The following is a 25629-nucleotide window of genomic DNA, read 5'->3' on the forward strand; positions in this document are numbered from 1 at the left end:
CCGTGCGCTCTGCGCGGCGCCCTGCCCCGCTCTCCGCACCGCCGGAACGGGCTGCGCGGGCAGCCACCAGGCCTCGGCGGCCGTGCGCGGGGCGGGCGCGCCGGCATCCGTCGCCAGCACGGGGTTGGCCAGAAAGTCGTCCCGACGGATGCCCGGCAGCACCCGGTAGCGGATGGAACCGGGCTCGCAGACCAGCGCCAGCACCCGCCAGAGCGTGCGCGCGTAGTTCTCCGCGCGCACCGGGCCGTCCCACTCGTAGATGCCACGGTAGACGCCGTTCTGGTCGTTGCCGAGCCACAGCTTCGACACGTAGCCGGGGAAACCGACGAACAGCGGCGTGTTCAGGATGCTCTCGGCCCGGAACAGATCATGGCCGCGTCCCCGCACGTACAGCAGCCGGAACGACACCAGCAGCACGGCCGGCCGGCGCGTGGGCCCGCGGTCGACGACGGTCTCCCGGTACACCACCGCCTCGCTGCCGTCGGTGAAGGGCAGCCGGCGGCCCACGTTCGGCCGGGGCAGGTGCACTCGGCCGCGGGCGAGGAGCGCCGTTGTCGCCGCCACGGAGCGGGTCAGGTTCTTCACGGTCGGCCACGGGTCGGCCGGGGGTTTCGGCAGGCGTTCCGGGTTCATGACAGTCTCCAGCCCTGGGGCGAAATGAAACGGCGTGTGAAACGGCGGGTGCAATAGCGTGTGCGATGGCGTGGGCACTGGCGTCGGCGACGCGATTGCTGCCAGCATAAGGAGGCGGTCCACGCCTGGGAAGACCCTCCCCCGGCAGCGCCGTGTGACGAATGGACGCCGGTATGCGTCTAACCAGTGAGACCGATCAGTGAGACCGATCTGCCCGCTTCCACCCGAACGGAACCCATGACCAGCACCGACCTGCACGACGACGCCCTGCCCGAGCACGCTCTGAGCGAGGTCGACGAGGCGGGCGACGCACAGGCCGACGAGGCGGGCGACGCACAGGCCGACCACGGGCTCGCCGCTGTCGTGTACAACCCCGTGAAGGTGAACCTCGACGATCTCAAGACCGCCGTGGCGGCCGAGCAGGCCGAGGCCGGCTGGCCGGAGACGCTGTGGTTCGAGACGTCGGCGGAGGATCCCGGTCAGGGTCCGGCGCGCCGCGCGATCGAGGCCGGAGCAACCGTGATCATCGTGGCGGGCGGCGACGGCACCGTGCGCGCCGTGGCGGAGGCGGTGCACGGCACGGACTGCGCTCTCGCGCTGCTGCCGTCGGGCACCGGCAACCTGCTCGCCCGCAACCTGCAACTGCCCCTCGACGATGCCGCGCTCTCCATCCGCACCGCCTTCACCGGTCGGGACCGGGCCATCGACGTGTGCCTGATCGACATCGAACGCGCGGACCGGTCGGTCGACCGGCACACCTTCCTGGTGATGGCCGGACTCGGCCTCGACGCCAAGATGCTCGCGAACACCGACGACGCCCTGAAGGCGAAGGCCGGCTGGCTGGCCTACGTGAAGGCCCTGATCGCGGTCGGCAAGGATGACAGCGAGCTGCGTTTCCGGTACCGCCTGAACGATCAGCCGGAACGGTCGCTGCGCGCGCACACCATCATGGTCGGCAATTGCGGATCATTGCCGGCCAGCATCGAGCTCATTCCCGATGCGGCGCTCGACGACGGCGTCTTCGACGTGGTCGTGCTGAAGCCGGAGGGGTTCGGCGGCTGGGTGCAGATCCTGACGAAGGTGATCTGGGAGAACGGTGTGCTCAGCCGCACGAAGCTCGGGCGCAAACTGCGCTCCGGCGAGGTCGACGCGCTCAACTACGCCACCGGAACGAAGCTCATCCTGCGCCTCAGCGGCCCGGAAGAGATCGAACTCGACGGTGACGGGTTCGGCACCGCCGTCGCGCTCAAGACCTGGGTGGATGCCGCCAGCCTCACCGTGCGGATGCCGCGCGACGCCGCGTAGGCCGCGGCGCGGCATCCGTCGGATGCGCGCGCGCAACCCCTCGACCGGCCGTGCCCGCAGGTGCACCATGGCTGGGCGACCTCGCCCCGGGGGCGCCCGAACGGACGGAGACAGCCCATGCCCAAAATCGCCAGGGATGACCAGACGAACGTCGCGCACTACGCCCGGATGCCCGGTTACGAGGGCCGCCAGATCGAGGCCGACGGATACATCGTGGCCTTCGAGAAGTATGAGACCGGAGTGGACTTCACGCCGCTGTATCGCGGTCTGCCCGACGACCTGTGCCCGGGCCACCACTGGGGTTACGTGATCAGCGGTCGCCTCACGATGCACCGTCCGGAGGGTGACGAGGTCTACTCGGCGGGAGACGCGTTCGTGATCACCCCGGGCCACACCCCCGAGGTGGGCGACAACACCGAGTTCGTGGAATTCACCACGACGGATGTCGTCGCGCGCATCACGGAAGTCGTGCGTCGCAACGTGCAGTCCGACGTGACCTGAGGTCGATTTACGACCCCGCAGCGAAGTCCGCCGGCAGCTGGAGGACCCGGCGCCACTCGGTCAGCGGCCGCCGCCGCCCCCTCCGCCGCCTCCGCCACCGGAGAACCCGCCGCCGAAGGATCCGCCGGAGAAGCTGCCACCGCCGATGCCGCCGCCCGAGCTGTGCGGCAGTGTGGAGGAGGTCGCCACGGCCCCGGCCATGTGACCCAGGGCGTTCCCGAAGCCCCGGGAGCTGAAACCGTTCTGTGACCCGTACCAGGACGGCTCGGGCGCGCCCTGCTCGTAGAGGAAGACGAGTTCCTTGGCCCACTCCCGTTCGACACCCCAGAGCACCGCGAACGGGAGCAGTTTCTCGTAGAGCTTGACCCGCTCCAGGGTGTCCGGTGCGGCGCTGCCGACCGTCGCCTGCCCCGGCACCGCCGCCGGAACCGTGACCCGCAGCGCGCCCTCCGGGCTCTGCAGCATGCGGAACCGCTCCTCCTCGGCCAGCTCGAGGTACACCTTCATCCCCTTGAGGTAGTCGCGCTGCTCGGCGCCGGCGTCGGTGAGCACGAACTGCGAGCGGCCGAAGAACTCCGCCACGCCGATGAAGACCCCCATCAGGAGGCAGAACGGGATCACGCCGATCAACGGCCAGGCCCAGTCGATGATCGACACCAGCACGACCCCGGCGACTCCGATCCCCGCCACGATGTACATCGCCTTGAGGATCCCCTTGCCGGCCGGGCTGGTGGCCTTGACCCGCCCACCACGGGACGTGACCAGGCGCCTGGTGGCAGGTCGGAGGTCGGTCAGTTGGCGGGCGAGAATCTTGTCGACGGTGCCCAGTTCCCGCACGGCGCCGACCGTCAGACCCGAGAAGAGGGTCGCCAGCAGCTCGCGCTCCTGCGTGTCCACACCGTCGACCGACAGCAGTTGCAGCGTGTACTCGGCGGAACTGTCACTGACCGGATAGTCCAGGATGCGCACATTGCCGCGCACCGCGAAGCTCACCAATTGTGCGGCGACGGCCGTCTTCGGCCGACCGACGAGGTCGGCCGCCTCCAACAGGTTGTAGCCCTCCGGCACGCTGTACTGGGCGATGATGGTGCCCCGTCCCCGAGCGTCCCGCCGGGCGAACAGGCGACGGATGCCCGCGGCCACGGCCCCGAGCACGCACACCAGCAGCACGAGGATCTGCAGGACGAGAGCGGGGATGCCCTTATCGCCGTCGCCGCTGTCGCTGCTGCCCCCGGCGGTGGCCGGCACCTGCAGGAAGGTGCCGGGAGCGAAGCCGATGGCCACGCTCACGTTCTGCCGCGGGCCGAGGCCCTGCACCGTGGAGGTGAACATCGCGCCGAAGTCGGGTGAGGCGGCATCCGTCACCGGGCACGCCGTGGTGTCACCCTGGCCGCCGGAATAGCAGGCAGTGTCGCCGGTGAGGAACTCGGTGACGCTCGGGTCGACGTGCACGCGCGCGGTGACCGAGCCGAACGGCTGGTCGAAGCCGGTGCCGTTGGTGTCCCAGTAGAACTCGTCGTTCTGGGTGTCGGCGAAGGCGCGCACCACGTTCTGCTGCGTGTATTCGATGACGTAGGTCTGCGTGCCGCGCACGAAATCGTCGGTGCCGAGGGGCAGCTCGAGACTGTCACCCTGGTCGATGACCTCGAAGGAGACGGGTGCGCCGGCGGCGTCGGTGACCGATTGAACGGTCGTGTTCAGCGGCACCCCGTCGTAGTCGTTCGGGATCACGCGCACGATGCCGCGGTTCTGGTCGAAGTCCGGGAACTCGGCCACGAACGTTTCCACGGTGCGCAGGGTGGAGTGCCCGGCGTCGTCGCGGGAGAGGTAGTAGTCGGCCTCGAACGAGGTGAACGTGAAGTCGCCGGTGCCGGCGTTCGCGACCAGCGGCATCCCGAGCGCCAGCAGCGCTGTCACAGCAAGCCCCGCCATGACCTGGGCGAGTCGCCGCAACGGTTGTCTGGTCGATGCGTTCCCCTGCATGCTGCCGCTCCCCTGGTGTGCCGGCTGTCCCCACAACATCCGCTCCTCGAAGGCTAGTGCAGCCCGGCGTCGGGGCGCGCCCGCCGCCCGCGAAGCGCCGACGAACCGACGAACCGACGAACCGACGACTTTGAGGGGTGCGACTGGGCGTCGCACCCCTCAAAGTTGTCGTGTCACCGGGCGGGATCCCGGCTCAGGGAATCAGTACCAGTTGTTGGCCTGTGAGTGCGACCAGGCGGCGCAGGGAGTGCCGTAGGACGAGGCCTTGATGTAGCCGAGGCCCCAGGCGATCTGCGTGGTGGCGTTGGTGGCCCAGTCGCTGCCGGCCGTGGCCATCTTGTTGCCGGGCAACGCCTGCGGGATGCCGGTGGCGCCGCCGTTGGAATTGACCGCGTCGAACTTCCACTCGGATTCCTTCTGCCACAGCTGGTTCAGGCAGGAGAACTGGTCGGCACCCCAGCCGTACTGGGAGGAAGCCATGGCCTGAGCCGTGGCGCGCGCGCCGGCGGGCGTGTTGCCGGCGGCCAGGGTCTGGGCACGGGCGGCTTCGGCGGCAGCGGATGCCGCTGCGGCGGCCTCGGCGGCCACCCGGTCGGCTTCGGCGGCGGCGGCGCTGACCGCGGCGGTCTCGGCCTTGGTCTGCGCCGTCAGCGCGGCGATCTCGTCGAGGGGCAGAACCTCGTAGCCGGCCAGCGAGCTGGCCGCCTTGGTCAGGCCGGAGGCATCCACTTTGTTCTGGCTGGCGGCGAGAACCTGGTTGGCCTCGTCCAGTGTGACGGACGCCGAGTTGTCGGCGTGCGCCTTGGCGACCGCGCTGTAGGCGCCGAGCTGTTCCCGGTGCAGACCGGTGCTGTCGGCGAGCTCGGCCGTGGCCGAGACGCGGGCCTGGGTGGCCGCTGCAGCCTGGCCCGCGAAGCCGGCGCCGACCGCGAGGCCGGAGACGGCCAGCACGCTGCCGGCGATGAGCGCGATGCGGCGCGGGCCCTTGATCGTGCTGGTGCCGTGCTTGCTGGTGGTGCTGTTCCTGCTGGGTGTGCCGTTGCTTCGCTTGTTCTGGGCAGCGAAGCGGACGCGGAGTTCTTCGGGTGACTCGGGCATATAAGACGGTGACTTCCGTGTTACGCAAGCCCGCGCGCGTGAGCGCACCGGCTCACTGAGCATCGGATCTGCGCTCTCGGAGGGCGGCGCAGACGAAACGACAACCATGCCCCACGTTTCTGGACAAACCCTCATTTTTACCTGAGAGAGTCATGGGCAGCAGGGGATTGACACCGCTTTCGACAGGTCTTCATCGGTGTGGACCCGTGCTCGGTGAACAGGAATATCAGGTCGGTGCTCACCCGACCGATCGGCGGCCCACCCAGTGCTCGGACCGGTGTCAGGGATCGCGCCTGGTGGACCCGGTGGCCAGCGGAGTCGGCGCCAGGCGCCAGGGATTCGCCGGGTCGATCCAGAACAGGTAGACCAGCGTCGCCGCCAGCAGCAGGTTCGTCACGGTGTACAGACCCAGCGGGGTGATTCCCACCAGAAAGGCGGCACCAACGAGCAGGCCGGTCAGCCGGGCTGTTCCCCGGCTGAGGATGAGCGCGGCGATGGTCAGTTCGAACACGACCATGAAGACGCCGAACGCCTGCGGCAGGGGCGACACCACCGCGAGCATGAGCTCGCGGTACCAGAGGAACGGCACCTCCTCGGCCATCGCCACGAACAGCCCGGGGGCCACGGTGAGCACCAGCCCGTTCACGACCACAGCCATGAGCGCAAAGAAGATTCCGATCGCGATGCGCCCCACGTTGGGGCGCCACAGGGCCAAACCGGCAAGGGCCGCGTACACCGCCAGGGCCACAACAACTCGTTCCACTTCGCCATCTCCCCGAGATTCTGGTGCGCGAGTGTTTGCCCTGACAGTGTGTGCGCGGGTCGCCGAGTCGTCAATGCTGCAGGTCGGGCGGCGCTCGCCCTACGCGATCCCCAGCTGCACCAGCAACCGGGGAAAGTCCGTGACGAGGGAAGTCCGCGACGAGGGCATTCCGCTACGAGGGCATTGACGAGCCACGAGGGAGCTCACCCATAGCGGCGGCGACCAGGTCAGCTGGCGCCGATAAAGCCCGCCCTTCTCGCATAACTCCTGCAAATTGGGTGAGTCTCTGCGCCCGTGCCGCGTGATTGCGCGGGTGAGAAACTGGACCGGCAGAATTTGCAGGAGTTATGCTCACGTCGCTCGGGTCACCGGACCGGCTACCGCACCCGCCGCAACCGGATCGGGCCCTTCGCCGTCGACGGATCCACCACGGCGCCACCCTGGGTGATCTGCAGTTCGCCGCGGGCGACCATGCGGCGTGCGGCGCGGCGGGCCGGCTCCATCAGGTCGCTCCACGCCTCGCCGCCGACCGCTTTTGCCGCTTCGGACGGGCAGATCGTGGCATCCGTCGCGCGCGCACTGAGCAGTGCGGCGATGCTCGCTTCGAGCCGGAGGTCGGTCGCGGTGACTCCGTGTGCCCGGCACGCGGTGGAGCAGTACTTCACCGAATCCCAGTTGTTCGCCCACTTCGCGCGCCACTCGATGCGCCGCCCGCACGAGGCGCAGGTCTTGTCCGCCCGGTCGCGAGACGGGTCGGATTCAGCGGGTGTGCGTTGACGATGGGCCATGCCTTCAATCATGGCGTGACGAATCCGTTCCGCATCCGTCTTATCAGTGACGGATGTCCCAGCTCCCGCCACCGCCCCGGCCGCCCGAATCTGCGATTTGCTAGGATTCCCGCACCTGAACCCGAAGGAAACCACGTGACGACCACCGACCGTGCGAGTGCCGAACGCCGGCGCGTGACCGCCGACAACACCCGGGTGCGCCACGTCGAGCTGGACGGGCATCAGTTCACCGTGCACTCCCTCTCCAGCACCTCGCGTGCGCCGGAGCTGCCGACGTATCTGATGGTGCACGGCATCGGGGCGTCGTACCGGTATTTCCGCCGGATGCAGCAGGGCCTGGCCGTCACCGGGCACACCCTGTCGCTCGACCTGCCCGGATTCGGCGGCACCCGTCGGCCCGAACGGCCGCTCGCGGTCGAAGAGTACGGCACCCTGATCGGCCGGCTTCTGGATCACCTCGAGGTGCCCCGCGTGGTCGTGATCGGCCATTCGATGGGTGCCCAGTTCGTCACGGAGCTGGCCCGGCAGCGACCGGATGCCGTCTCCCACCTGGTTCTGATCGGCCCCGTCACCGATCCCCGCCGCGCCACGGCCGTGCAGCAGGCGATGGGTCTGACCCGTGATGTGGTGAAGGAGTCCCCGTCGGGCAACCTGATCGTCTTCCAGGACTACCTCGAGTGCGGCCCGCGCTGGTTCTCCACCGAGCTCGCGCTCATGCTCGACTACCGCACTGACCTGGCCCTCCGCGAGGTGCGCTCCCCCACCCTCGTGATCCGCGGCGTCGACGACCCTGTGTCGGGCAGCGACTGGTGCGCGCGCCTGGCCGCCGCCGCGCCCGACGGACACCTCCTCGAGGTGGCGGGGCATCGCCATCTGGTGCACCACAGCGCCGCCGCGCAGACTGCCGCCCAGATCGAGGGGCACGCTCGGCGGCATCCGTCGATCGCGCGCCCGGAACAAATCGCGCTGCCGGAACGATGATCCGCCGCCTGCTGAGCCCGCGCCTGCTGACCCGGCATCTGCGCCAGGGCCGGTGGTGGCTGCTCGACTACGTCTACGCGGGGATCGGGCAGACGCGCGCTTTTCTGTCGCGCGCCCGGCCGGCGGATTTCCGTTCGGGCGCCGGGGCCCCGATCGTGATCATCCCCGGGGTGTACGAGTCCTGGCAGTTCATGCGGCCGCTGATCCAGACTCTGCATGACCACGGGCATCCGGTGCACGTGGTGGCGAAGCTGGGCCGCAACCGGCGTTCACTGACGGATGCCGCCGCGACCGTCGCCGACTACCTCGAGCGCGAGAACCTGACCGGCGTCATCATCGTGGCGCACAGCAAGGGCGGCCTGATCGGCAAGCAGCTGATGACGACCGCCGACCCCGAGCATCGGGTGAGCGCGATGACCGCGATCAGTGCTCCCTTCGGCGGTTCCAGCTACGCGCGCTACTGGGTTGTGCCGGCCATCCGTGCCTTCGCTCCCGCCAACGCGGCCCTGCACGACCTGGGTCTGGACCGCCGGGTCAACGGCCGCATCACGTCGATCTACGGGGTGTTCGACCCGCACATCCCCGAGGGCAGCGAACTCGTCGGCGCCCGCAACATCGAACTCCGGGTCGGCGGGCACTTCCGCATCCTCGGCGATCCGAGAACCGTGCGGGCCGTGCTCGACGCGGTGACGGATGCCGCGGCGCCGGCCGTCTGACCCTGTCGCGTGGCTCGTCGTGCCGGCCTGGATGCGTCCTATTCCGCCCGACGAACCGGCCGGCCTGGGAGAGAATAGGGTCATCATGACCACCATCCTCAATGTCATCTGGCTCCTGTTCTCGGGCTTCTGGCTGTTCCTCGGCTACATGCTGGCGGCAGTGATCATGTTTGTGCTGATCATCACCATCCCCTGGGGAATCGCCGCGGCCAGAGTCGGCGGGTCGGCGTCTGCCCTGCGGGCTCGCGGGCCGGCGAGAGTCGCCGTTTGCGCCGAGCGTCTCCTTTCCAGCGGCGATTCTCAGTAGGAACAGCGACTCTCGGCGCGATCAAGCCCGCCAAGGGAAACAAGTCGTCCACCGATGGTCCGGGCGCGAAGCAGCCCCCAACGCGAACAGAGGGCGACCCCGCGAACGGGGCCGCCCTCTGGCGAAACGTAGAACTCGAAACGTTGAACTCGAATCAGGAGGCGGTGAAGCTAGACGGCCTCGGCCGCCGCTTCCTTCTCCGCCTTACGACGAGCCTTTTCGGCGTCGAGAACGGCCTTCTCGGCCGCCTTCTCCTCCGCGATCCAGACGTCGCGCTTGGCCCCGGGCACCCAGCCCTTGTCCACAACGCGGATCTGGTAGACGATCGCGACGCTGACCAGCACCACGGCGATGAGGATCGCGAGGATGACTCCGAGCCCGCCGCCCACACCGACGCTGACACCGATGAGCGTGCCGAACCAACCGAAGTCGGCGTCGCCGAAGGTGCTGTTGGCGAAGCCGAAGTCGCCGAGGACCAGCAGCAGGATGGCCGGCAGGATGGTGATGATCACGCCGTTGACGAATCCACCGATCATCGCGCCGAGGCGTCCGCCGGTGGCGTTGCCGTAGACACCGGCTCCACCGCCGGTGAAGAAGTGCGGCACCATGCCGGGGAGGATCAGCGCGAGCCCGAACATCGGGTTCAGCCAGATGGCCAGCACACCGAGCGCGAGGAGGCCACCGGCGAACGAGCTCAGGAAGCCGATGAGCACGGCGTTGGCGCCGAACGGGAACACGATCGGGATGTCCAGCGCGGGGCGCGCACCGGGGACGACCTTCTCGGCGATGCCCTGGAACGCGGGCACCAGCTCGCCAAGCACCGTGCGCACGCCGTAGAGGATGACGGCGACACCCACACCGAACTGCAGGGCCTGAGCAAAGGCCGCCATGATGAACGCGCCGGCGTCGGCGGAGCCGAAGATGTCCAGCGCCTCCTGCAGCGGCAGGGCGATGAGGCCCCAGATGGCGAAGACCATGTAGATGAGAACCATCGACAGTGAGGTGGCGACCATCGAGTCGCGCAGGAACTTGAGGCCCTGCGGGAACTTGATCTCTTCTGTCGACTTGCTTCGACGACCGACGGCCTGGCCGGCGGCACCGGCGGCGATGTAGCCGAGGGTACCGAAGTGGCCGATCGCGATGGTGTCGTTGCCGGTGATCTTCTTGGTCCAGGGGTGCACGAACGCGGGCATGACCACCATGATCACGCCGAGCAGCAGAGCGCCGATGATGACCACGAGCCAGCCGGCGCCGTCTCCGAAGCCGACGGAGAGCACGACGGTGAGCATGGTGGCCATGAAGACCATGTGGTGCCCGGTGAGGAACACGTACTTGAGCGGCGTGAAGCGGGCGAGGGCGAGCATCACGAGGAATCCGAGGGTGAGAACGTAAGCGCTCTGGGCGCCGAATTCCTCCTGCGCGATGGCGGTGATGACCTCGTTGGTGGGGATGACGCCCTGGGCGCCGGTCACCGCGAGGATCAGCTGGCCCAGCGGGTCGAGGGAGCCCACCACCACGTTGGCGCCCGCACCGAGGATCAGGAAGCCGAGGGCCGCTTTGAGGGCACCGCCGATCACCTGCCCGGAGTTGCGCTTGAGCGCCATAAGGCCGATTGCGGTGATTATGCCGATGAGATAGGCCGGCACATTGAGGATCTGCTGACCGATGAAGTTCAGTACGACGACGAGCCACTCCATTGTGGGGTGCTCCTTATTCTGTGAGAGAGCGGATGGTGAAGGGGGTTACTCGACTGCGGCGGTGAGCTTCTCGGTGATCTCCTCGAGATCGAAGAAGTTTTTGATGACGATGACCTGGGCGGGCACATCGCCGAGCTCTTCGGCCAGTTCCTCCGAGGTGAGCACGATCTCGGCGGTCTGAGCGGCACCGCGAGCCACGCCCATGTCGGCGGCCTCGACATCCGCATCGATTCCAAGCTTGGCGAGAACCTTCTCGGCGTTCATTTTCAGGAGCACTGAGGTTCCAATGCCCATTCCACAGACGGCGACGATCTTCATGGGGTGCCTTTCGATTGGGTGAGACAAGTGAGTGAAATCAGAAGTGGATGTCGGTGGCGCGGTTCACGCGGCGGCGGCGAGTTCGCCGAGCACGGCGCGCACCTCGTCAGCGGTGGCGGCCACGGCGAGGCGCTTCATGGCGGCGCTGTCGGACAGCACCCCGGCGAGCGCCTGCATCACCTGGAGGTGGGCTTCGTGGTCGGTGGCGGCCAGGCCGATCACGAGGGTGACCGGGTCGTTGGCGGCGTTGCCGAACTCGACGGGGGTGGCCAGGCTGACCCAGCTCAGGCCTCCGGTGAGCACCGCGGGCGAGGGGCGGGAGTGCGCGAGGGCGATCCCGGGGGCGATGACCATGTACGGGCCGTGTTTCTCGACCGCGGCGATCATCTCGTCGGTGTAGGCATCCGTGGTGGCCCCACCGGCCACCAGGCCGGCGCCGGCAAGACGGATGGCGGCCCGCCAGTCTGCGGCCTCTGCCTGGGTCTCGATCGACGAGAGGGCCTCGGCCAGATTGAGTGCCACGAATGAACTCCTTTGTTGTTTTCGACGCAGCCGGCCCGCGAGGGCCGCTGAGATGACTGTATTAGCCTAAGCGACCTTTTGTCTACAAATGCACCAAAGTTTTTCGATGGGGCTCGCCAGGCTCCGGGTCAGGCGCGCGCGGTCAGCTCGCAGCAGTGCGGAGCGTGACGCCGGTGACGCCGCCGCGGGTGAGGCGGCTGATGCGGTCGGCGTCGAACAGGGCGTCCTGCGCCACGAGCGAGGCACCCGTGACGCCGGCGATAGGGCCGAGCCGGGACTTCTCCACCACGAGCCCTTGCAGGGCGAAGTCCCGGGCGCCGGCGAAGATCGCCTCCCGGATCGCACCGAGGAAAGGCTCGCCGGCCTGGGCCAGGTTGCCGCCGACCACCACGGCCTGCGGGTTGAGCAGGCCTACCACCTGCGCCAGGCTGCGCCCGATCATGGTGCCGGTCTCGGCGAGCAGCGCCAGCACCTCCGGGTCGCCCGCGTTGGCGAGGCCGACGATGTCGCTGCTGGTGCGCACGCTGCGACCCTTCTTCAGCAATTCACCACGGATGACCGCGCCGCTGGCAACGGTCTCGAGCCGCACGGCGCGCTCCCCGTCGGCTCGCACCGCGCTGACCTCGCCTTCCCCGCCCCGGGAACCGTGGTAGATGGAGCCGTCGAGCACGAACGCGAGGCCCACGCCCATGCCGGCCTTGAGCACCGTGACATCGCGGTACTCGCTCCAGCCGCGGCGGGCTTCGGCGAGCGCCATGATGTTCACGTCCCGGTCCACGGCGAAGACGGCGTGGTCGTAGCGTCCGGCGAAGTAGTCCTTCACCAGAACGCCCTCCCACTGCGTGTCGACCTGCGGGCTGGCGAGCCGGCCGGTGACGACGTCGACCGGGCCGGGCACACCGACGCCGATACCCACCACGTCGTCGCGAGTCTTGCCCAGCCGGTGCAGCATGTGGTCGAAGACCTGGCCGGCCCACTCGAAGATCTCCGCCGGCCCTTCGCTCAGGCCGATGTCGGCCTCATCCTCGCTGAGGATGGTGGACACCAGGTCGGTGATGGCCAGCCGGGTGTGCGAGCCGCCGATGTCCACGGCGAGCAGGAGGCCGGCGTTCGGGTTGACCGCGAATTCCTCGGGCGGCCGCCCGCCACGGGAATCGAGTTGCCCCACGCTCATCACGATGGAGGCGCTCAGCAGCTCGTCGAGGCGCCGGGCGAGGGTGATGCGCGACCAGCCGAGCTGCTCGATCAGGTCGGTGCGGGTGGTGGCACGGCCAGAGCGGATGAGGTCAAGCACCACACCCGAACCGGTGGACAGAGCGTGTGCCATGGGATTCCCATCCTTCTGACGAATCCGCACGTATTGCGGACGTCGCCGAACCAACTGTTTGACTTAAGTACATTTCTATACCAAAGTTTCTCGCATGGCTACCGAATCAAGGAATCCCTCGTCAACGATGACGCATGCCGAACTCGACGCTCGCGCCGTCGCGAGCGCCCAGGCCCTGGCCGCCCACGTGGTGCAGGCGAAAGGACATGGACACGGCGGAACCGCCATGGCATTGGCGCCATTGTCCCATGTGTTGTTCTCCCGAGTTCTGCGCCACTCCCCCGCCCACCCCGACTGGCCCGCCCGGGACCGGTTCGTTCTTTCGGCCGGTCACGCGAGCCTTCTGCTCTACACTCAGCTGTTCTTCACCGGCTACGGCCTCACCCTGGGCGACCTCGCCAAGAGCCGCACCCTCGGCTCGAAGACACCGGGGCACCCCGAGGTGCACCACACCGTCGGCGTGGAGATGAGCACCGGCCCGCTCGGCCAGGGCGTCGCATCCGCTGTGGGCATGGCCATGGCTGCCCGGCACGAGAGCGCCGTGTTCACCCCCGGCTCCACCCTGCTCGACCACACCACCTGGGTGCTGGCCGGCGACGGATGTCTGCAGGAGGGCGTCTCCGGCGAGGCGTCGAGCCTGGCCGGCACGCTCGGCCTCGACAATCTGGTGCTGATCTGGGACGACAACGGCATCACCATCGACTCCGGCACCGACGAGACCTTCTCCGAAGACGTGCGCGCCCGGTACCGGGCCTACGGATGGCGCGTGCTCGAGATCGACACCCCCAACGACCTCGACGCTCTTGAGGCCACCCTCCGCATGGCGGCGGAACGCACCGGTCGCCCCACGCTGGTGGCCCTCCGCACGGTCATCGGCTCCCCCTCCGCGAAGTTCGGCGGCGCGTCAGCCGCGCACGCCGGTGGCTTCGGCGCCGACGAGCTCGCCGCGGTGAAGACGACACTGGGCTTCGCCCCCGACGCTCCCCTCGACGACCTCGTCACTCCTGAGACCCTCGCGCACACCCGTGGCGCGCTCACCCGCGGCGAGCACCTGCACAGCGCCTGGGAGGCCGACCTCGCCGCCTGGAGCACCGCCGACCCTGCAGCCGCGGCACGGTGGACTGCCTTCCACGGTGGCGAGTTCAACAGCTCCGCCCTCGACACCGTGAACGTGGGCAGCGCCGGCGACACCATCGCAACCCGCAAGACCAACGGCGCCGTGCTCCGCGCGCTGCAGGGTTCCGTCCCGCTGTGGGGCGGCTCGGCCGACCTCGCCGGTTCCACCACCGTGGAGGTCGACGGCGACCGTTTCTCCGCGGCCAACCCCGGCGGCGAGTTCATCCGGTTCGGCATCCGCGAGCACGCCATGGCTGCCATCCTGAACGGCATCGCCCTGCAGGGGCCGTGGCGCCCGTTCGCGTCCACCTACCTGGTGTTCAGCGATTACATGCGGCCGAGCATCCGTCTCGGAGCCCTGATGGGTCTCGGCGCGGTGTACGTGTACACCCACGACTCCGTCGCCGTCGGTGAGGACGGCCCCACGCATCAGCCGGTCGAGCAGATCGCGTCGCTGCGCACCGTGCCGGGGCTCGATGTGGTGCGCCCCGCGGACTCCGTCGAGGTCGTCGCCGCCTGGCGCCGCATCCTCGCCTCCCCCGACCGACCGGTCGCCCTCGCGCTCAGCCGGCAGGACCTGCCCGTGCTGGAGAGCAGCGACACAACCGCTGCAGGGGTCACGGCCGGCGGTTACGTGCGCTGGCAACACGGCGACGGACAAGACCTGGCCATCCTCGCCACCGGCAGTGAGGTTCACCTCGCGATCGATGCCGCCGCCCTCCTGGCAGAGGAGGGCATCTCCGCTCGCGTGGTCTCGATGCCCTGTGTCGAGTGGTTCGCCGAGCAGAGCGCCGACTACCGCGAGTCGGTGCTGCCGGCGGCGCTGCGCGCTCGTGTCGCCGTCGAGGCGGGCCGCGGCGATGCCTGGTACCGCTGGGTCGGCCTCGACGGGCGCGTGGTGTCGATCGAGGAATTCGGCGAGTCGGGCAGCGGCCCCGAGGTTCTGCGCCGCCGCGGTATCCACCTCGACGCGGTCATCGAGGCTGCGCACGCCGCCCTCGGCGCCTCCCAGCTCAAGGAATCGGTAGGTTCACTCGCTCAGTGAGCCACGCCGTCCACCCTGCGCAGTGGCCGGCGCACCTTCCTTCTGCCCCGCCGAAACGTCGATCAGCACCTTCCCGACAACCCCGCTCTCGACCAGCGCATGCGCATCCGCCGTGTGCGCGAGGTCGGTGCGGTGCAGCGGCAGTCCCGCCTCCTCCCCCACCGCGAGCGCACCATCGACGAGGGCTGCGGTGATGTCCTCGGCCGCCTCCCGGATCACGTCGGCGCCCACCGTGTAGAGCAGCACGAACTGGTAGCGCACGTTGAGGCTGAAGTGCTGGCGCACGTCGAGCGTCACCTGGTCGCCGCCGTTGTTTGCATAGACCGCGATCGACCCTCGATTACGGATGACGGCCAGGTCGAGCTTCGCATTCTGGGCCGGTGCGACCTCCACGATCAGGTCCACCCCCTCCGGTGCGATCGCCCGGATCTGGGCGACGACATCCGGGTCGGTGTAGGTGAGCACGTGCTGCGCGCCGGCCGCCGTGGCGAGCGTCGCTTTCGCCGGACCGCTCACGGTCGTGACAACGGATGCTCCCGCCCACCGGGCCAGCTGGATCGCCGCGTGCCCGACCGCACCAGCTCCGCCGGCCACGAGCACAACCTTTCCGGCCAGGGCGCCCGGGTGCAGCCGCCGCGGTCCGTCTTCGGCCACCGTCAGCGCACGGTACGCCGTGATCGCCGGCACCCCAAGGCTCGCGCCCTGGTCGAAGCTCGCGTTCGCCGGCAGCAGGAAGACGCGCTCCGCAGGCAGCACCGCGTACTCCTGGGCCGAGCCGCTATTCGCGCGCTGGTAGGCGGCGAGCGCCAGCCACACCCGGTCGCCCACACTGACGTGCTGCACGCCGGCGCCGACCGCCTCCACGATGCCGGCGCCGTCCTGGCCGGGCACTACGTCGTCAAACGCGAGCACCTGGCCCGGTGCCGAGCCGCGGCGCGACTTCCAGTCGGTGGGGTTCACGCCGCTGACCACGATCCGCACCCGCACCTCGCCAGCTCCTGGTTCGGTCACCGGCCGATCGACGAGCTGGAGCACGGACGGGTCACCGGTCTGGCTGTACACAATTGACTTCATGTCAGGGGTAACGCGGGCGGGGGCGGATTGTTTCCTCCTGGCCGTCTTTCGCCCGCCGGGCGCCCATTCCTCGCGTCCCAGCGCTGCGCCAGTAACCGCGGGATGTCAGCTAATTTTGGTGCGATCAAACGTTCGGCAATCGCAGAGCCGTCCGCGACAAACGGCGTCATAAAGTGCCACCTAAAGCACGAAACGGACGCAACGCCCCGTGCCTTGCTGCCGTGAGGCACAGATGCACGACGCTGCGACGATCAGACACCGCTCTCGGGTCGCAAGGCTGCGCACGAGTACGGTCGGAACAGTCGCAACCATGATCCTGGAAAGTATCTCAGATCGCGGCGGCACCCGGTCAGGCCCATAAGCGGATACGGCTGGGGCGGATATGCGCGGCGAATATGTACCTGCGAGCCGTTCTTGTCCCAGCCTCACATTCCGTCGCACAGACTTGGCCCGCATTGGATTCGGCCGGGCATCCAGCGCAGCAAAGGGTCCGGATTCGTTGGCCGAACGACGCACCCATCGGCCCCACTGACGGCGAGGACTGGGGCAAAACGGCGCCTCGCGGAATCTCGACACTCGTAACGTGCATGCCCGATCACTCCACTAGCCTTTGGACAGTGGCATCGGTTCTGGTGCGCGATTGAGGGGGAAATCTAGATGACGAACATCGAAGGCGAAGCGGATGGCGCTGGGGCTGGGGCTGGAGTCGGCGCTGAATCATTGGTTGAATACGACGAACAGGGCGACGACTCCTCGTCAGTTGAGGCCACGAATGCCGCAGACGCCTCTTGGCTAGACGCTGCATCGCAGGAACTCGATGAAGTTGAGGTTGATGAGTACGACATCGTTTCATCGCCCAACGATTGGAATTACTCGACGATCGTCAACTTCATCGAGTCAGGCGCAATGAAAATCCCGGCCTTTCAGCGCAACTACGTATGGGACAAGAAGAGAGCCTCCAAGCTAATCGAGTCACTGCTGATCGGTTTGCCCGTGCCACAGGTTTTTCTGTACGAAGAGAGTCGGAACAATTTCATCGTAATCGACGGTCAACAGCGTCTCCTTACGCTCTACTTCTATGCCAAGGGGAGATTCCCAAAGCCGAAAATCAGGGGCGAGCTCCGCCCCACGCTAAGTTCCGGCCTTTTGGATGAATCCTTTCTAGAGGATGACGAGTTCTTTGAGCCGTTCAAGCTTGCATTGGCTAAAACAACTAGTGGGCGAGTGAATCGCTACCAGGGGCTCACGTATAAGGGGCTCAAGGAAGACCGAACCAACTTGGATTTGAGAACGATCCGAAACATCGTCGTCAAGCAAACGAGCCCGTCCGGGAACGCGGCTGTTTTCGAGATCTTTAGCCGCCTGAACACAGGTGGGGTCAACCTTTCTCAACAGGAGATTCGCGCCAGCCTGTACCACTCCGCTCTCTTTGATCAAGTTCTAGATCTCAATCTCAACCCTGCCTGGCGAAGCATCGTGGGGCAAACGAGCCCCGATGCACGGATGCGGGACACTGAGTTCTTGCTGAGAGGCTTGGCCCTTGCTCGTGGGCTCGACGGGTTCACCGGTTCAATGTCTGGCTTCATCAATACCTTCTGCCTTCAGGCACAAAAGTACACAGACGCGCAGGCAACTCAGGCAATCCAGAGCCTTCTGCAGTTCATGGAATTGTTTGAAGTGCAGCCGGGGGGCGTCTTCATGCGGGGGCTAGGCAACAAGTTCAGCGGAGTCCTGTTTGAGAGCTTCTTTGCAGCCTGGGTGCGGGCGGGGAGCCCCGCTCTCTCGGCAGATGCGATCGTGCGAGAGATCGCGGTGGTTAAGTCGAGCGACGCATTCGCCGACACGCTTCAAGAAGGCTCTACAAAGCCGACGAACATACGCCGCAGAGTGGCTATTGCGGAGGAAGCCATCGGAAGACTCTCGTGACCGGCAGCATCGATGAACCACGAGCTGAAACCATGTCCCCTGACACTTTGGCGGTTGAATCCCTTTACGAGGATTATCAGGGCCTAGTGGGCGACGTCAGCGCGAAGAGCCCCTCCGGGTTGGCAGCTCTAAACAGGAGTTACCACAAGCTTCTCCTGGTCGCGGCCGCGAGCAGTTTGGAAGGCCACGTCAAGCGAATCACTCAGGCCTTTTTCATGGCCCACGGCAGCCACGAGATAAGCCAGTTCGTTTCCAAACAGGTCCTCGCTCGGGGATATCACGGTTTATTCGATTGGAAGGCTGAATCGGCACAACCGTACTTCACGAGTTTCGGCGAAGCATGTGGCAAGGGTTTCAAAGCGCGTCTGAAGAAAGATGATCAGCTGAAGGCCGACCATGACGCATTTATGAAATTGGGCAATCTTCGTAATTTGGTTGTGCACAACGACTACGCGACTTACACAATTGAGCTAACTCCTGACGAAGTGATGGCTTCGTATCGAAAAGCGGTCAATTTCACGGGACGCTTTGAAGTTCTAATCCTTACGCCTGAATCCCTCTGAAGCTGTGGTCGACGTTCCGGCCGCGTCTCAATGAGACGCTCACTACGGCAGTTCGTTCGTGAACCAGCCCACACCGCCAAGGCGAATCCTGACACGCCCGAAATAAAGTGCAAAACGGAGGTCTCCACCCGCGACCAACAGCGCGCTTAATCGTCCGCAATTCGATGAACAGCTAGGGTGTCAGAGGGTCCTGGAATGATGATGTCTTCGTCCCTCACCTTGATCGGATTGGAACCTGAATGCCTGACACGAAGTTCAGTGTGCTTGAAATATGCGCGGGTGCGGGCGGGCAATCTTCCGGTCTGGAAAAAGCCGGCTTTGGGCATTCGCTGGCGGTGGAGATCGACCGGGATGCAGCAGCAACGCTGAGACTGAACCGGCCCGATTGGGACGTTCGACAGGCGGATGTCAGGGAAATCAGTGGCACTCAATTCAAGGGCATTGACCTAGTTGCTGGTGGCGTGCCTTGCCCTCCGTTCAGCGTGGCCGGCAAGCAGCTAGGTGCCGACGACGAGCGGGACCTATTCCCAGAGGCGCTCCGTCTTGTCAGGGAGGCTCAGCCCGCCGCGGTTATGTTGGAGAACGTGAAGGGGCTGGCGTCTGCGAAGTTCGCCCCCTACCGCGAGTCGATTTTGGATGAACTGAGCGGCATGGGTTATTCCGCAGATTGGCAACTTCTATTTTCGAGCTCCTATGGCGTGCCTCAACTTCGCCCCCGTTTTATCCTCGTTGCGTTCAAGAACCGCTTGGCAGGAGACTTCGTCTGGCCAGAGCCGGTTGGCACACCACCCACAGTCGGGGAGACACTCCTCCCGCTTATGGCCGCTAACGGCTGGAAGGGCGCACGCCGCTGGGCGGAAGGCGCTAACAGCGTAGGCCCAACAATCGTTGGCGGATCGAAGAAGCACGGTGGCCCAGACCTGGGACCGACGCGCGCAAAGGCCGGCTGGCTTGCGCTCGGAGTCGACGGCAAAGGCATTGCAAACGCTGCGCCTGCGTCTGACATTCCTTCCGAGTTCGTTCCGAAACTTACAAATGAAATGGTTTCGAGAATTCAAGGCTTTGACGAAAATTGGAAATTCGCGGGGCTGAAGACCTCCACTTATAGGCAGATCGGCAACGCCTTCCCGCCTCCCGTTGCCAAGAGCATCGGTGATTCAATCGGGGCAATCTTGGAAGGACGAACTGCCAAGAAAACCTCCCGACGGACTGTCGTTTCGCTTTCCAGGCTAAAGATCGCAGGTTGACGGCCAGGTCGAGAACAGCTGGGCCATGAATCGTGGAATGCGAAAGGTCCTGGCGTTTACTACTCCATGTCAGCAGCGCTGCTGGCAAGCCCCGCGCCCAACAGCAACGCGTCACGTTGCTCAGGAGTGAGGGACTTATCACTACGCACGTTCCGGGCCACCAGGAGTGCCGCCCCTGAGACGATGTTTGGAATTTCATCGTGCAAGACATAGACCTGCTGACCGGACTCTTCGCGAGCCTCAAGCCGAAAGCCTAGATCGCGCAAATCTCTCGTCCTTCTCTCCGTGTGGACAGCATCACCAGTCAACATCCGAAGCTCATCGGCGCTGACATCAAGCCGCACTCGCTGAACCAGGTACGCCAGGATAGCCTCGTGAGGCTTACCAAATCCTTTTACGCGTAGGTACTTCGTCGGGACCGTTGTAAAGGTCTCCCGCATGGCATTTTCCAGCAGTCCTTTGACCTCCGCCAGTTTCGATGCATCAGCATATTTCTCTGCAGCGAAAACTTCGAATGCCCTCGCAAGTTGGTGCTTAGCTTCCAAGTAGCCCAGAACCAGCCGACGATCATCGGTTTCGGTGTCAGACAACAAGTCCTGCAGAGTGTCCACAGAATCAATCGCAATCATCCGCATTCGAGCCCAGCTTTCAACGGCGCTAGCCTGCATTTGGTTCTCTCTTTCCGAGTGGCAGTGACTCTACTGGGGGATACCGCATTACGCTCACGTCTTCGCCGGCTTCCTCAATGTCCTTCAAGTCTCCCAGCCATTCCCTCAAGAAACTGGCTCCGCTCTCATCCTGCTCGTTGGCGCGGAGGAAGGTCACTCGTGAGGGGAGATTGACACGAACAGGACTACCAGGCTTAGGTCCGTTGTGGTCCAATGCTTTTTGAAGCTCAAGCCCAGCCGCAAAGCGGCGAATATCCGAAACAAAGTCCAAGACGATCACTCTTTGCTTGCCGGGAGCAAGTCGAAGGCCCCGACCGAGCTGCTGCACAAATATACGTCGGCTGTGAGTTACGCGCTGAAAAACCACAAGGTTGACGTCGGGAACGTCGATTCCCTCGTTCAAAACGTCCACTGCGCAAAGGATTCCCGTGCGACCGGACGAGAAATCCCAGAGGAGTCGATTGCGCTCAACTGCCCCCATCGCTTCCCCGGCTGAGGATCGCGAATAGATCGGCTTCGCACTGGTGAATCCGAGGGCGTTAATACGGGCGGCAACCCTTTCCGCATGCTCAACGGTTCCGCAAAATACTATCCCCTTGCCCACACCCGCCAGCTCAGCCCAGGCCTCCTGGGTTCTGTCTACGACGGCATCATCCCACTGGTCGATGAAGAGCGTTCGGTTGATCGCCCTGGGGCTGAAGCGATCACCCTTCAACTGCCTGAGTGAGTCCCAGTCCACGTTGTCGGTGTAGATCCGATAATCGACGTTGGCGAGGAAAGAGTGCTTCAGCCCTTGCACAAGATCGATACTCACTACGGGCGCGTCGAAACGGTGATCAAGGTCTCCTCCATCAGGTCTCCAGGGAGTCGCCGTCAAACCGAGAAGGAACGGCCCCCCGGCCGCTCCGACACCAAGCGTGTCAAGGACCTGTTCGTAAGTTTCCGCACCAAGGTGGTGACATTCATCGACCACAACAATGTCAAAGGGTGGAAAATCAATTCCCGCCATTGCGGCGTTCGACATCGTGTCCCGAGATGCGAACACGAAGTCAAAATGAGCCAAATCCGCCCACGCCGGCCTCTCTAGGCCGTTCACTATTACAGTTGACTGGTTTACGCCGAGGAAGGGCCAGAATGATCGTTCGAGCTGGTAAAGCAGATCATTGGTGTGGGCTAGGACCAAGACTCTGAGGCCGACACGGATGGTCGCAATACGCCGTACGGACTCGGCAGCGACGAAGGTCTTCCCCAACCCAGTGGCGAGAACAACCAGCGCGGACCCCGCTGAGTTATTGACCCACGCGTTCACGATTCTCTCGACGGCGTTCGACTGGTATTCGCGCGGCATGAATCGATCCGATTCGCGCAGCACGAGCGGATCGGACGCCAGACGCTCCGCCCTCCGCGCGAGAGCGTCCCGGTCCCATAACTGAATGTTGATTCCCTCTGCAGCCATACTCGCGCGATGCCTGAGCAAGTCGGAGGTGAATCCAGACTTGCTGACGATCACAGGAACATCTGCCCCATATGACTTGGCGGCGGCAACGGTACGATCAACTACTTCGGCCCCGACGGGTGTGGCCCAACGTTTCACCTGAAAGAGCCATCGCTTGTCCCCCTTGATGCCAAGGACGTCTGCCCCGCCGTCACCGGAACCCCCAACAACAGACACGTGTTTCAGTCCCTCGACTACTAGGAGCCTCGACACAAGCCTTTCGAAAGCCTGCCAAGAGGTGGCACTTATGGTCAGGTCGCTCAAGAACCGGCTCACATTAAACGCAGCTCTAGATACTCGCGTGACGCACCCGCCCGGGTGACGATGAGCGGATCGACGTATGAAAAACGAAGGTATGCAGCACAGTCATCAAGACAGCGCGAATAGATGCCGAGAAGCTGCTGTCGAGAATTTTCAGCTGCGTGGACACCAACGATTTCAGGATCGGCAAGGCGTTCATTCCAGACTGTGCCAAACCATCCTTCCGGATACTTGCTGAAGAATTTCGCCAACACTCCAGAACCGCAATAGGCAAGATAACCACCGTTGAAACGCAGCTCGGACAGCTGGTCCAGCAGGCCGGCGCTAATCAAACGGTCCGCTAGGTCGCGCTGTTCGAATTGGTCCAGTTCGCCGTAAAAATCGGCGGCGTCGCCATTGCCTTCAAGTCGCTCCGAGATACGACCAAACAGACCTTTTATGGCCTCGCTTACCTTCTCCGGCCCTGCAGCAAGTTGCTCTCCCCAAACCTCTGTCAAGATCATTGCGGCAATGTTCTCCACAGAATGGGCAGGCCTACCAGCGAGGTCGGGTCGAAGCGTGTATAGGTATTGCGCAATCTCAACTGATATAGCGATCTCTGGTCTCACGCCGAGCTGTGTGAAGTTGGAATGCGCTATGTCGAGGAAGATGTCAATCTTACCCGATGCCCTGCTGGTGACAGTCGGTACGAGGGACCCGTTGTAAGACGGTCGGAGTTGGCCAACCCGAAAGACATTCACATCGATGGGCTCAGTTTTTCTGAGATCTGCAGTCACGAATGACCGGTTCTGGAACGAAAGCTCACTGATGAACTCACCATCGCGTCTCAGAACATCCACTGACACCGGATTCTCCGCCCCTCTAAGCGCGGTGCAGAGACGACATTGTTCATCGTCAACTCCGTTGATTTCCTTGCAGATTTCGCACGTCCATGGCTCCTGGACCTCCGGCACTTGTGACGCGCCGCAACTTGGGCACACGGTTGCGGACCGTGATAGCTCGACATCGCAAGAGAGGCATGCCTTGCCGTGAAGGATCCGTTCGCAGTCCCCGCAAACTTCATCACCCGGCCGGTTCTGAAACCCGCACTCTGCGCATTCCTCCATCGCAAGCCTCGGAGCCAAGGTTGCCGTTTCTACGTATTCCCACCAACGCGCATCATCAAAAAACCCAACTTCCCTTTTCTGAAAGCGGTCAAGTAATTCCGCTTCTACATCTCTATTGATTCGCACCGCTTTCCCAGCGGCCTCGTCATACCTTCCCATGTACATGTCCAAGCGGCCGTAGTTTCTGACCTTGCGATACCCCTGAAACAGTTTTGATATTGGCGATTCATTCCGCTTTCCAACTGGCCAAGTACTTGGAAGCAAAGACTCGCCCCGTATGTGAGCTACGGCGCGCTGCCACTCCTCACTGCTGCGTTGGAAGTCCTGTTTCTGGAAGTCGACTGGGACGTGATCCAGATGAATCTCTCCGATGATTCGCCCAGTCTGCTGATCCGTCGGATACTCCTTGACTGCCTCACCAAGATCGTTCAAAAAATTGAAAAAAGCATCCTTTTCAGCGACTCGAATAGCTCTGCCGTTGCGGACCAGATCCACACCAAACTTGTTATTGTCGTCAAATCGCTGGATGCCCACCCAACCGCGTATGCGTTCCTCGACAGTACGAAATTCGGACTCTCCACATTCGAGACAAGTGTCGGAACCGGTATCCAGAGCCGTCCCATCCTGGACGCAACGCTTTTGCGAGAAGATGACGGAGTCCAGGGCTATCCGTGCCGGGATGGAACCCCATCCTTGCCGGTCGACGAATCGACTGTCAGCCCAGACACAGTGTTCATATCCTTCTACGTACTCGTTGTTGACCATGACGCGCACGCGGTTTTCCTCCCCGCTGCGGAGCAGGGTCGCGTATCTGCGCCCAATCTGACTGCGTAGAGGCGCCTTAGCTATGTGGGCAAGCTGAACAATGAACCCAGAGTTTGGATCACCCTCTGGCCACCATGAATCCACCTCGACGATCGTGCCGTGTTCGAAATTCAGCGGCTTCTTGATCGCTTCAACTGGAACACCGAAGGCTCGGTTTTTCACAACTTCGGGAAGATCAATAACCGCTCTAAGAGCAAAATCATCTTGAGCCCTGGCCGTGATCACGGTCGTTCGTCGTCCCAGCTTGCCGGTTGCGATATTGAAGCCGAGACCGAAGAGCCCGAGTGTGTCGAATCGGTTTTTACCGCTGAACCCAGCACGAAGTGTATTGCCAAGACCTTCTCTGTCGAGACCGGCCCCATTGTCCACGATGCGGACAATGCCGTCACCCTTTCTGACTTGAGCTTCACCGGGGACCATGACCTGCAGCAGGGGATGCCGTATGGGCTCTCCGGCCAGTTGAGCGGCTCTGAAAGAATCGATTCCATTGTCTATGAGCTCGCACAGAGCATCCAGCGGCTTCAGCGGCGTGTGCGTGAGCGCAATCAGCACCTTGGGATCTGGCGTGATATCCAAAGTGTCTTTCATCATTGAGCCCCCATGGAACGAAGTGCGACAGCACTAGAAATTGGCACGGCCACCCCAAAAACCAACTAGGCCGATCGTTAATCAACACTAGGGCTATTCCGGCCCTCGGTCGGTGGTGCGCGCCGGACCGATCGAGAAGCAATCCGGTCTCGGCAGGACCGGCGTTCCTCAGAGATGAGCCCGATCAGACGGATTTATCGAACTGATCCTGGTCTGAGCTGCAACGCACGCCCAGCTCTTCCCGCAGCATTTCTAGACCAGCATCAAGATCTTGCCGGGTCGACTGAGGCGACGACGAGCCCACGGCGCGGGCGAGCCGCTCGGCAAGACACTTCCTGTCTAAACCTGCTCGGCAAGCTCGTCGTGGCGGCTGGCCACACCTGAAGCGCGTGATCGGGTAACCGGCGAAGCTGTGCGCGGCTGCAAGATAGGCCCACGCAGTCGTCCTCGCCAACGGGGCACCTCGTTCAGCCCGAAACGGTGCTCGAAATAGTTGCTCAACGGGAGTTTCGCGCCGACGAACCGGTTGATGCTCTACCAGTCCTTACCGACGGCAACAGCTGTCGCCCGGGCGTGGCCACGAGTGCGCGGGCGACCCGGGCCCGCGTGTGGCTGGCATCCTCGAACTCTTTGACCAAGACCTGCTCGTAAGGGCTCTCCTAGTCGTCGCCCTCAATTCAGGTTCATCTCGAGGATCCCCGCAGCCTCTCTCGGGACAAACCAAGTCACGGATCCATCCGGGAAAGAGAACAGGCGTCACTCTCGTACGATTGCAG

Annotated in this window: 22 protein-coding genes; 9 read left to right on the plus strand and 13 right to left on the minus strand. The window is 64.4% G+C overall.

Annotated features, from left to right (window positions below):
* The coding region (locus tag E3T49_RS08160; RefSeq protein ID WP_174722400.1) for a hypothetical protein at positions 1–633 on the minus strand (633 nt) is incomplete at its 3' end.
* Positions 634–870: 237 nt separating this feature from the next.
* Between E3T49_RS08160 and E3T49_RS08165 the strand changes: the two genes are divergently transcribed.
* Both E3T49_RS08165 and E3T49_RS08170 read left to right on the plus strand, forming a co-directional pair.
* Positions 871–1938 (plus strand): diacylglycerol/lipid kinase family protein, encoded by a 1068-nt coding sequence (locus E3T49_RS08165; RefSeq protein ID WP_134424445.1) that lies wholly within the window; start codon positions 871–873, stop codon positions 1936–1938.
* Positions 1939–2055: 117 nt separating this feature from the next.
* The gene (locus E3T49_RS08170; RefSeq protein WP_134424446.1) at positions 2056–2439 is read left to right on the plus strand and encodes a cupin domain-containing protein; all 384 of its coding nucleotides are present in this window, start codon (positions 2056–2058) and stop codon (positions 2437–2439) included.
* 60 nt (positions 2440–2499) lie between these two features.
* Here E3T49_RS08170 and E3T49_RS16330 read toward each other — a convergent pair whose 3' ends face one another.
* The 4 genes from E3T49_RS16330 to E3T49_RS08190 all read right to left on the minus strand — a co-directional run bounded on the left by E3T49_RS16330 (position 2500) and on the right by E3T49_RS08190 (position 7071).
* Positions 2500–4422 carry a DUF2207 domain-containing protein gene (locus E3T49_RS16330; protein WP_174722401.1) on the minus strand — a complete coding sequence of 641 codons (1923 nt, stop codon included), beginning with the start codon at positions 4420–4422 and terminating at the stop codon, positions 2500–2502.
* A 201-nt stretch (positions 4423–4623) separates the two neighbouring features.
* Positions 4624–5520 carry an aggregation-promoting factor C-terminal-like domain-containing protein gene (locus E3T49_RS16745; RefSeq protein ID WP_174722402.1) on the minus strand — a complete coding sequence of 299 codons (897 nt, stop codon included), beginning with the start codon at positions 5518–5520 and terminating at the stop codon, positions 4624–4626.
* A gap of 280 nt (positions 5521–5800) precedes the next feature.
* Entirely contained in the window at positions 5801–6283 is a 483-nt protein-coding gene (locus E3T49_RS08185) for a hypothetical protein (RefSeq protein WP_134424447.1), read from the minus strand.
* 377 nt (positions 6284–6660) lie between these two features.
* Positions 6661–7071: a DUF2256 and DUF3253 domain-containing protein gene (locus E3T49_RS08190; protein WP_134424448.1), complete on the minus strand. Its 411-nt coding sequence runs from the start codon at positions 7069–7071 to the stop codon at positions 6661–6663.
* Between the two features lie 135 nt (positions 7072–7206).
* Between E3T49_RS08190 and E3T49_RS08195 the strand changes: the two genes are divergently transcribed.
* The 3 genes from E3T49_RS08195 (at position 7207) to E3T49_RS16825 (ending at position 9075) form a co-directional block, all read left to right on the plus strand.
* Positions 7207–8052, plus strand: a complete 846-nt coding sequence (locus E3T49_RS08195) for an alpha/beta fold hydrolase (RefSeq protein ID WP_166785499.1) — start codon at positions 7207–7209, stop codon at positions 8050–8052.
* Positions 8049–8768: an esterase/lipase family protein gene (locus E3T49_RS08200; RefSeq protein WP_134424450.1), complete on the plus strand. Its 720-nt coding sequence runs from the start codon at positions 8049–8051 to the stop codon at positions 8766–8768. The genes E3T49_RS08195 and E3T49_RS08200 overlap by 4 nt, the downstream gene beginning before the upstream one ends.
* A gap of 85 nt (positions 8769–8853) precedes the next feature.
* Complete coding sequence (locus E3T49_RS16825) at positions 8854–9075, plus strand: YccF domain-containing protein (RefSeq protein ID WP_134424451.1); 222 nt, start codon at positions 8854–8856, stop codon at positions 9073–9075.
* 170 nt (positions 9076–9245) lie between these two features.
* On the opposite strand, the gene E3T49_RS08210 is transcribed toward E3T49_RS16825, so the two are convergent.
* The 4 genes from E3T49_RS08210 to E3T49_RS08225 form a co-directional block, all read right to left on the minus strand.
* Positions 9246–10772, minus strand: a complete 1527-nt coding sequence (locus E3T49_RS08210) for a PTS ascorbate transporter subunit IIC (RefSeq protein WP_134424452.1) — start codon at positions 10770–10772, stop codon at positions 9246–9248.
* A 45-nt stretch (positions 10773–10817) separates the two neighbouring features.
* Positions 10818–11090, minus strand: a complete 273-nt coding sequence (locus E3T49_RS16340; protein WP_104099163.1) for a PTS sugar transporter subunit IIB — start codon at positions 11088–11090, stop codon at positions 10818–10820.
* 63 nt (positions 11091–11153) lie between these two features.
* Positions 11154–11612, minus strand: a complete 459-nt coding sequence (locus E3T49_RS16345; protein WP_134424453.1) for a PTS sugar transporter subunit IIA — start codon at positions 11610–11612, stop codon at positions 11154–11156.
* Between the two features lie 142 nt (positions 11613–11754).
* Positions 11755–12939 carry an ROK family transcriptional regulator gene (locus E3T49_RS08225; RefSeq protein ID WP_134424454.1) on the minus strand — a complete coding sequence of 395 codons (1185 nt, stop codon included), beginning with the start codon at positions 12937–12939 and terminating at the stop codon, positions 11755–11757.
* Positions 12940–13066: 127 nt separating this feature from the next.
* On the opposite strand from E3T49_RS08225, the gene tkt reads away from it, so the two are divergent.
* On the plus strand, positions 13067–15100 hold the full coding sequence (gene tkt, locus E3T49_RS08230) for a transketolase (protein WP_241972712.1): 2034 nt from the start codon (positions 13067–13069) through the stop codon (positions 15098–15100).
* Here tkt and E3T49_RS08235 read toward each other — a convergent pair.
* Positions 15086–16174, minus strand: coding sequence for an NADPH:quinone reductase (locus E3T49_RS08235; protein WP_134424456.1), 1089 nt, complete (start codon positions 16172–16174; stop codon positions 15086–15088). The two genes, tkt and E3T49_RS08235, sit on opposite strands and share 15 nt — an antisense overlap.
* A 657-nt stretch (positions 16175–16831) precedes the next feature.
* On the opposite strand from E3T49_RS08235, the gene E3T49_RS08240 reads away from it, so the two are divergent.
* From E3T49_RS08240 to E3T49_RS08250, 3 genes are all read left to right on the plus strand, one after another.
* The gene (locus E3T49_RS08240) at positions 16832–18100 is read left to right on the plus strand and encodes a GmrSD restriction endonuclease domain-containing protein (RefSeq protein ID WP_134424457.1); all 1269 of its coding nucleotides are present in this window, start codon (positions 16832–16834) and stop codon (positions 18098–18100) included.
* Positions 18097–18663: a HEPN domain-containing protein gene (locus tag E3T49_RS08245; RefSeq protein WP_134424458.1), complete on the plus strand. Its 567-nt coding sequence runs from the start codon at positions 18097–18099 to the stop codon at positions 18661–18663. Before E3T49_RS08240 ends, E3T49_RS08245 begins: the two co-directional genes overlap by 4 nt.
* Positions 18664–18902: 239 nt before the next feature.
* Complete coding sequence (locus E3T49_RS08250) at positions 18903–19910, plus strand: DNA cytosine methyltransferase (protein ID WP_134424459.1); 1008 nt, start codon at positions 18903–18905, stop codon at positions 19908–19910.
* Between the two features lie 59 nt (positions 19911–19969).
* On the opposite strand, the gene E3T49_RS08255 is transcribed toward E3T49_RS08250, so the two are convergent.
* Genes E3T49_RS08255 through E3T49_RS08265 form a run of 3 tightly spaced genes read right to left on the minus strand, consistent with a single transcriptional unit; the run spans position 19970 to position 24856 of the window.
* The gene (locus E3T49_RS08255) at positions 19970–20539 is read right to left on the minus strand and encodes a hypothetical protein (RefSeq protein ID WP_134424460.1); all 570 of its coding nucleotides are present in this window, start codon (positions 20537–20539) and stop codon (positions 19970–19972) included.
* Positions 20540–20567: 28 nt separating this feature from the next.
* Positions 20568–22337 (minus strand): DEAD/DEAH box helicase family protein, encoded by a 1770-nt coding sequence (locus E3T49_RS08260; protein WP_198414235.1) that lies wholly within the window; start codon positions 22335–22337, stop codon positions 20568–20570.
* Positions 22338–22345: 8 nt separating this feature from the next.
* Positions 22346–24856, minus strand: coding sequence for an ATP-binding protein (locus E3T49_RS08265; RefSeq protein ID WP_134424462.1), 2511 nt, complete (start codon positions 24854–24856; stop codon positions 22346–22348).
* Positions 24857–25629: the final 773 nt, after the last annotated feature.

The organism is Cryobacterium cryoconiti (assembly GCF_004403065.1).
Classification (GTDB): Bacteria; Actinomycetota; Actinomycetes; order Actinomycetales; family Microbacteriaceae; genus Cryobacterium; species Cryobacterium cryoconiti.

Bases quoted from the DNA above. Each gene is read 5' to 3' on its own strand.
- E3T49_RS08165 (WP_134424445.1), top strand. From the start codon at position 871: ATGACCAGCACCGACCTGCACGACGACGCCCTGCCCGAGCACGCTCTG.
- E3T49_RS08170 (WP_134424446.1), top strand. From the start codon at position 2,056: ATGCCCAAAATCGCCAGGGATGACCAGACGAACGTCGCGCACTACGCC.
- E3T49_RS16330 (WP_174722401.1), bottom strand. From the start codon at position 4,422: ATGCAGGGGAACGCATCGACCAGACAACCGTTGCGGCGACTCGCCCAG.
- E3T49_RS16745 (WP_174722402.1), bottom strand. From the start codon at position 5,520: ATGCCCGAGTCACCCGAAGAACTCCGCGTCCGCTTCGCTGCCCAGAAC.
- E3T49_RS08190 (WP_134424448.1), bottom strand. From the start codon at position 7,071: ATGGCCCATCGTCAACGCACACCCGCTGAATCCGACCCGTCTCGCGAC.
- E3T49_RS08200 (WP_134424450.1), top strand. From the start codon at position 8,049: ATGATCCGCCGCCTGCTGAGCCCGCGCCTGCTGACCCGGCATCTGCGC.
- E3T49_RS16825 (WP_134424451.1), top strand. From the start codon at position 8,854: ATGACCACCATCCTCAATGTCATCTGGCTCCTGTTCTCGGGCTTCTGG.
- E3T49_RS08210 (WP_134424452.1), bottom strand. From the start codon at position 10,772: ATGGAGTGGCTCGTCGTCGTACTGAACTTCATCGGTCAGCAGATCCTC.
- E3T49_RS16340 (WP_104099163.1), bottom strand. From the start codon at position 11,090: ATGAAGATCGTCGCCGTCTGTGGAATGGGCATTGGAACCTCAGTGCTC.
- E3T49_RS08225 (WP_134424454.1), bottom strand. From the start codon at position 12,939: ATGGCACACGCTCTGTCCACCGGTTCGGGTGTGGTGCTTGACCTCATC.
- tkt (WP_241972712.1), top strand. From the start codon at position 13,067: ATGACGCATGCCGAACTCGACGCTCGCGCCGTCGCGAGCGCCCAGGCC.
- E3T49_RS08235 (WP_134424456.1), bottom strand. From the start codon at position 16,174: ATGAAGTCAATTGTGTACAGCCAGACCGGTGACCCGTCCGTGCTCCAG.
- E3T49_RS08240 (WP_134424457.1), top strand. From the start codon at position 16,832: ATGACGAACATCGAAGGCGAAGCGGATGGCGCTGGGGCTGGGGCTGGA.
- E3T49_RS08250 (WP_134424459.1), top strand. From the start codon at position 18,903: ATGCCTGACACGAAGTTCAGTGTGCTTGAAATATGCGCGGGTGCGGGC.
- E3T49_RS08255 (WP_134424460.1), bottom strand. From the start codon at position 20,539: ATGATTGCGATTGATTCTGTGGACACTCTGCAGGACTTGTTGTCTGAC.
- E3T49_RS08265 (WP_134424462.1), bottom strand. From the start codon at position 24,856: ATGATGAAAGACACTTTGGATATCACGCCAGATCCCAAGGTGCTGATT.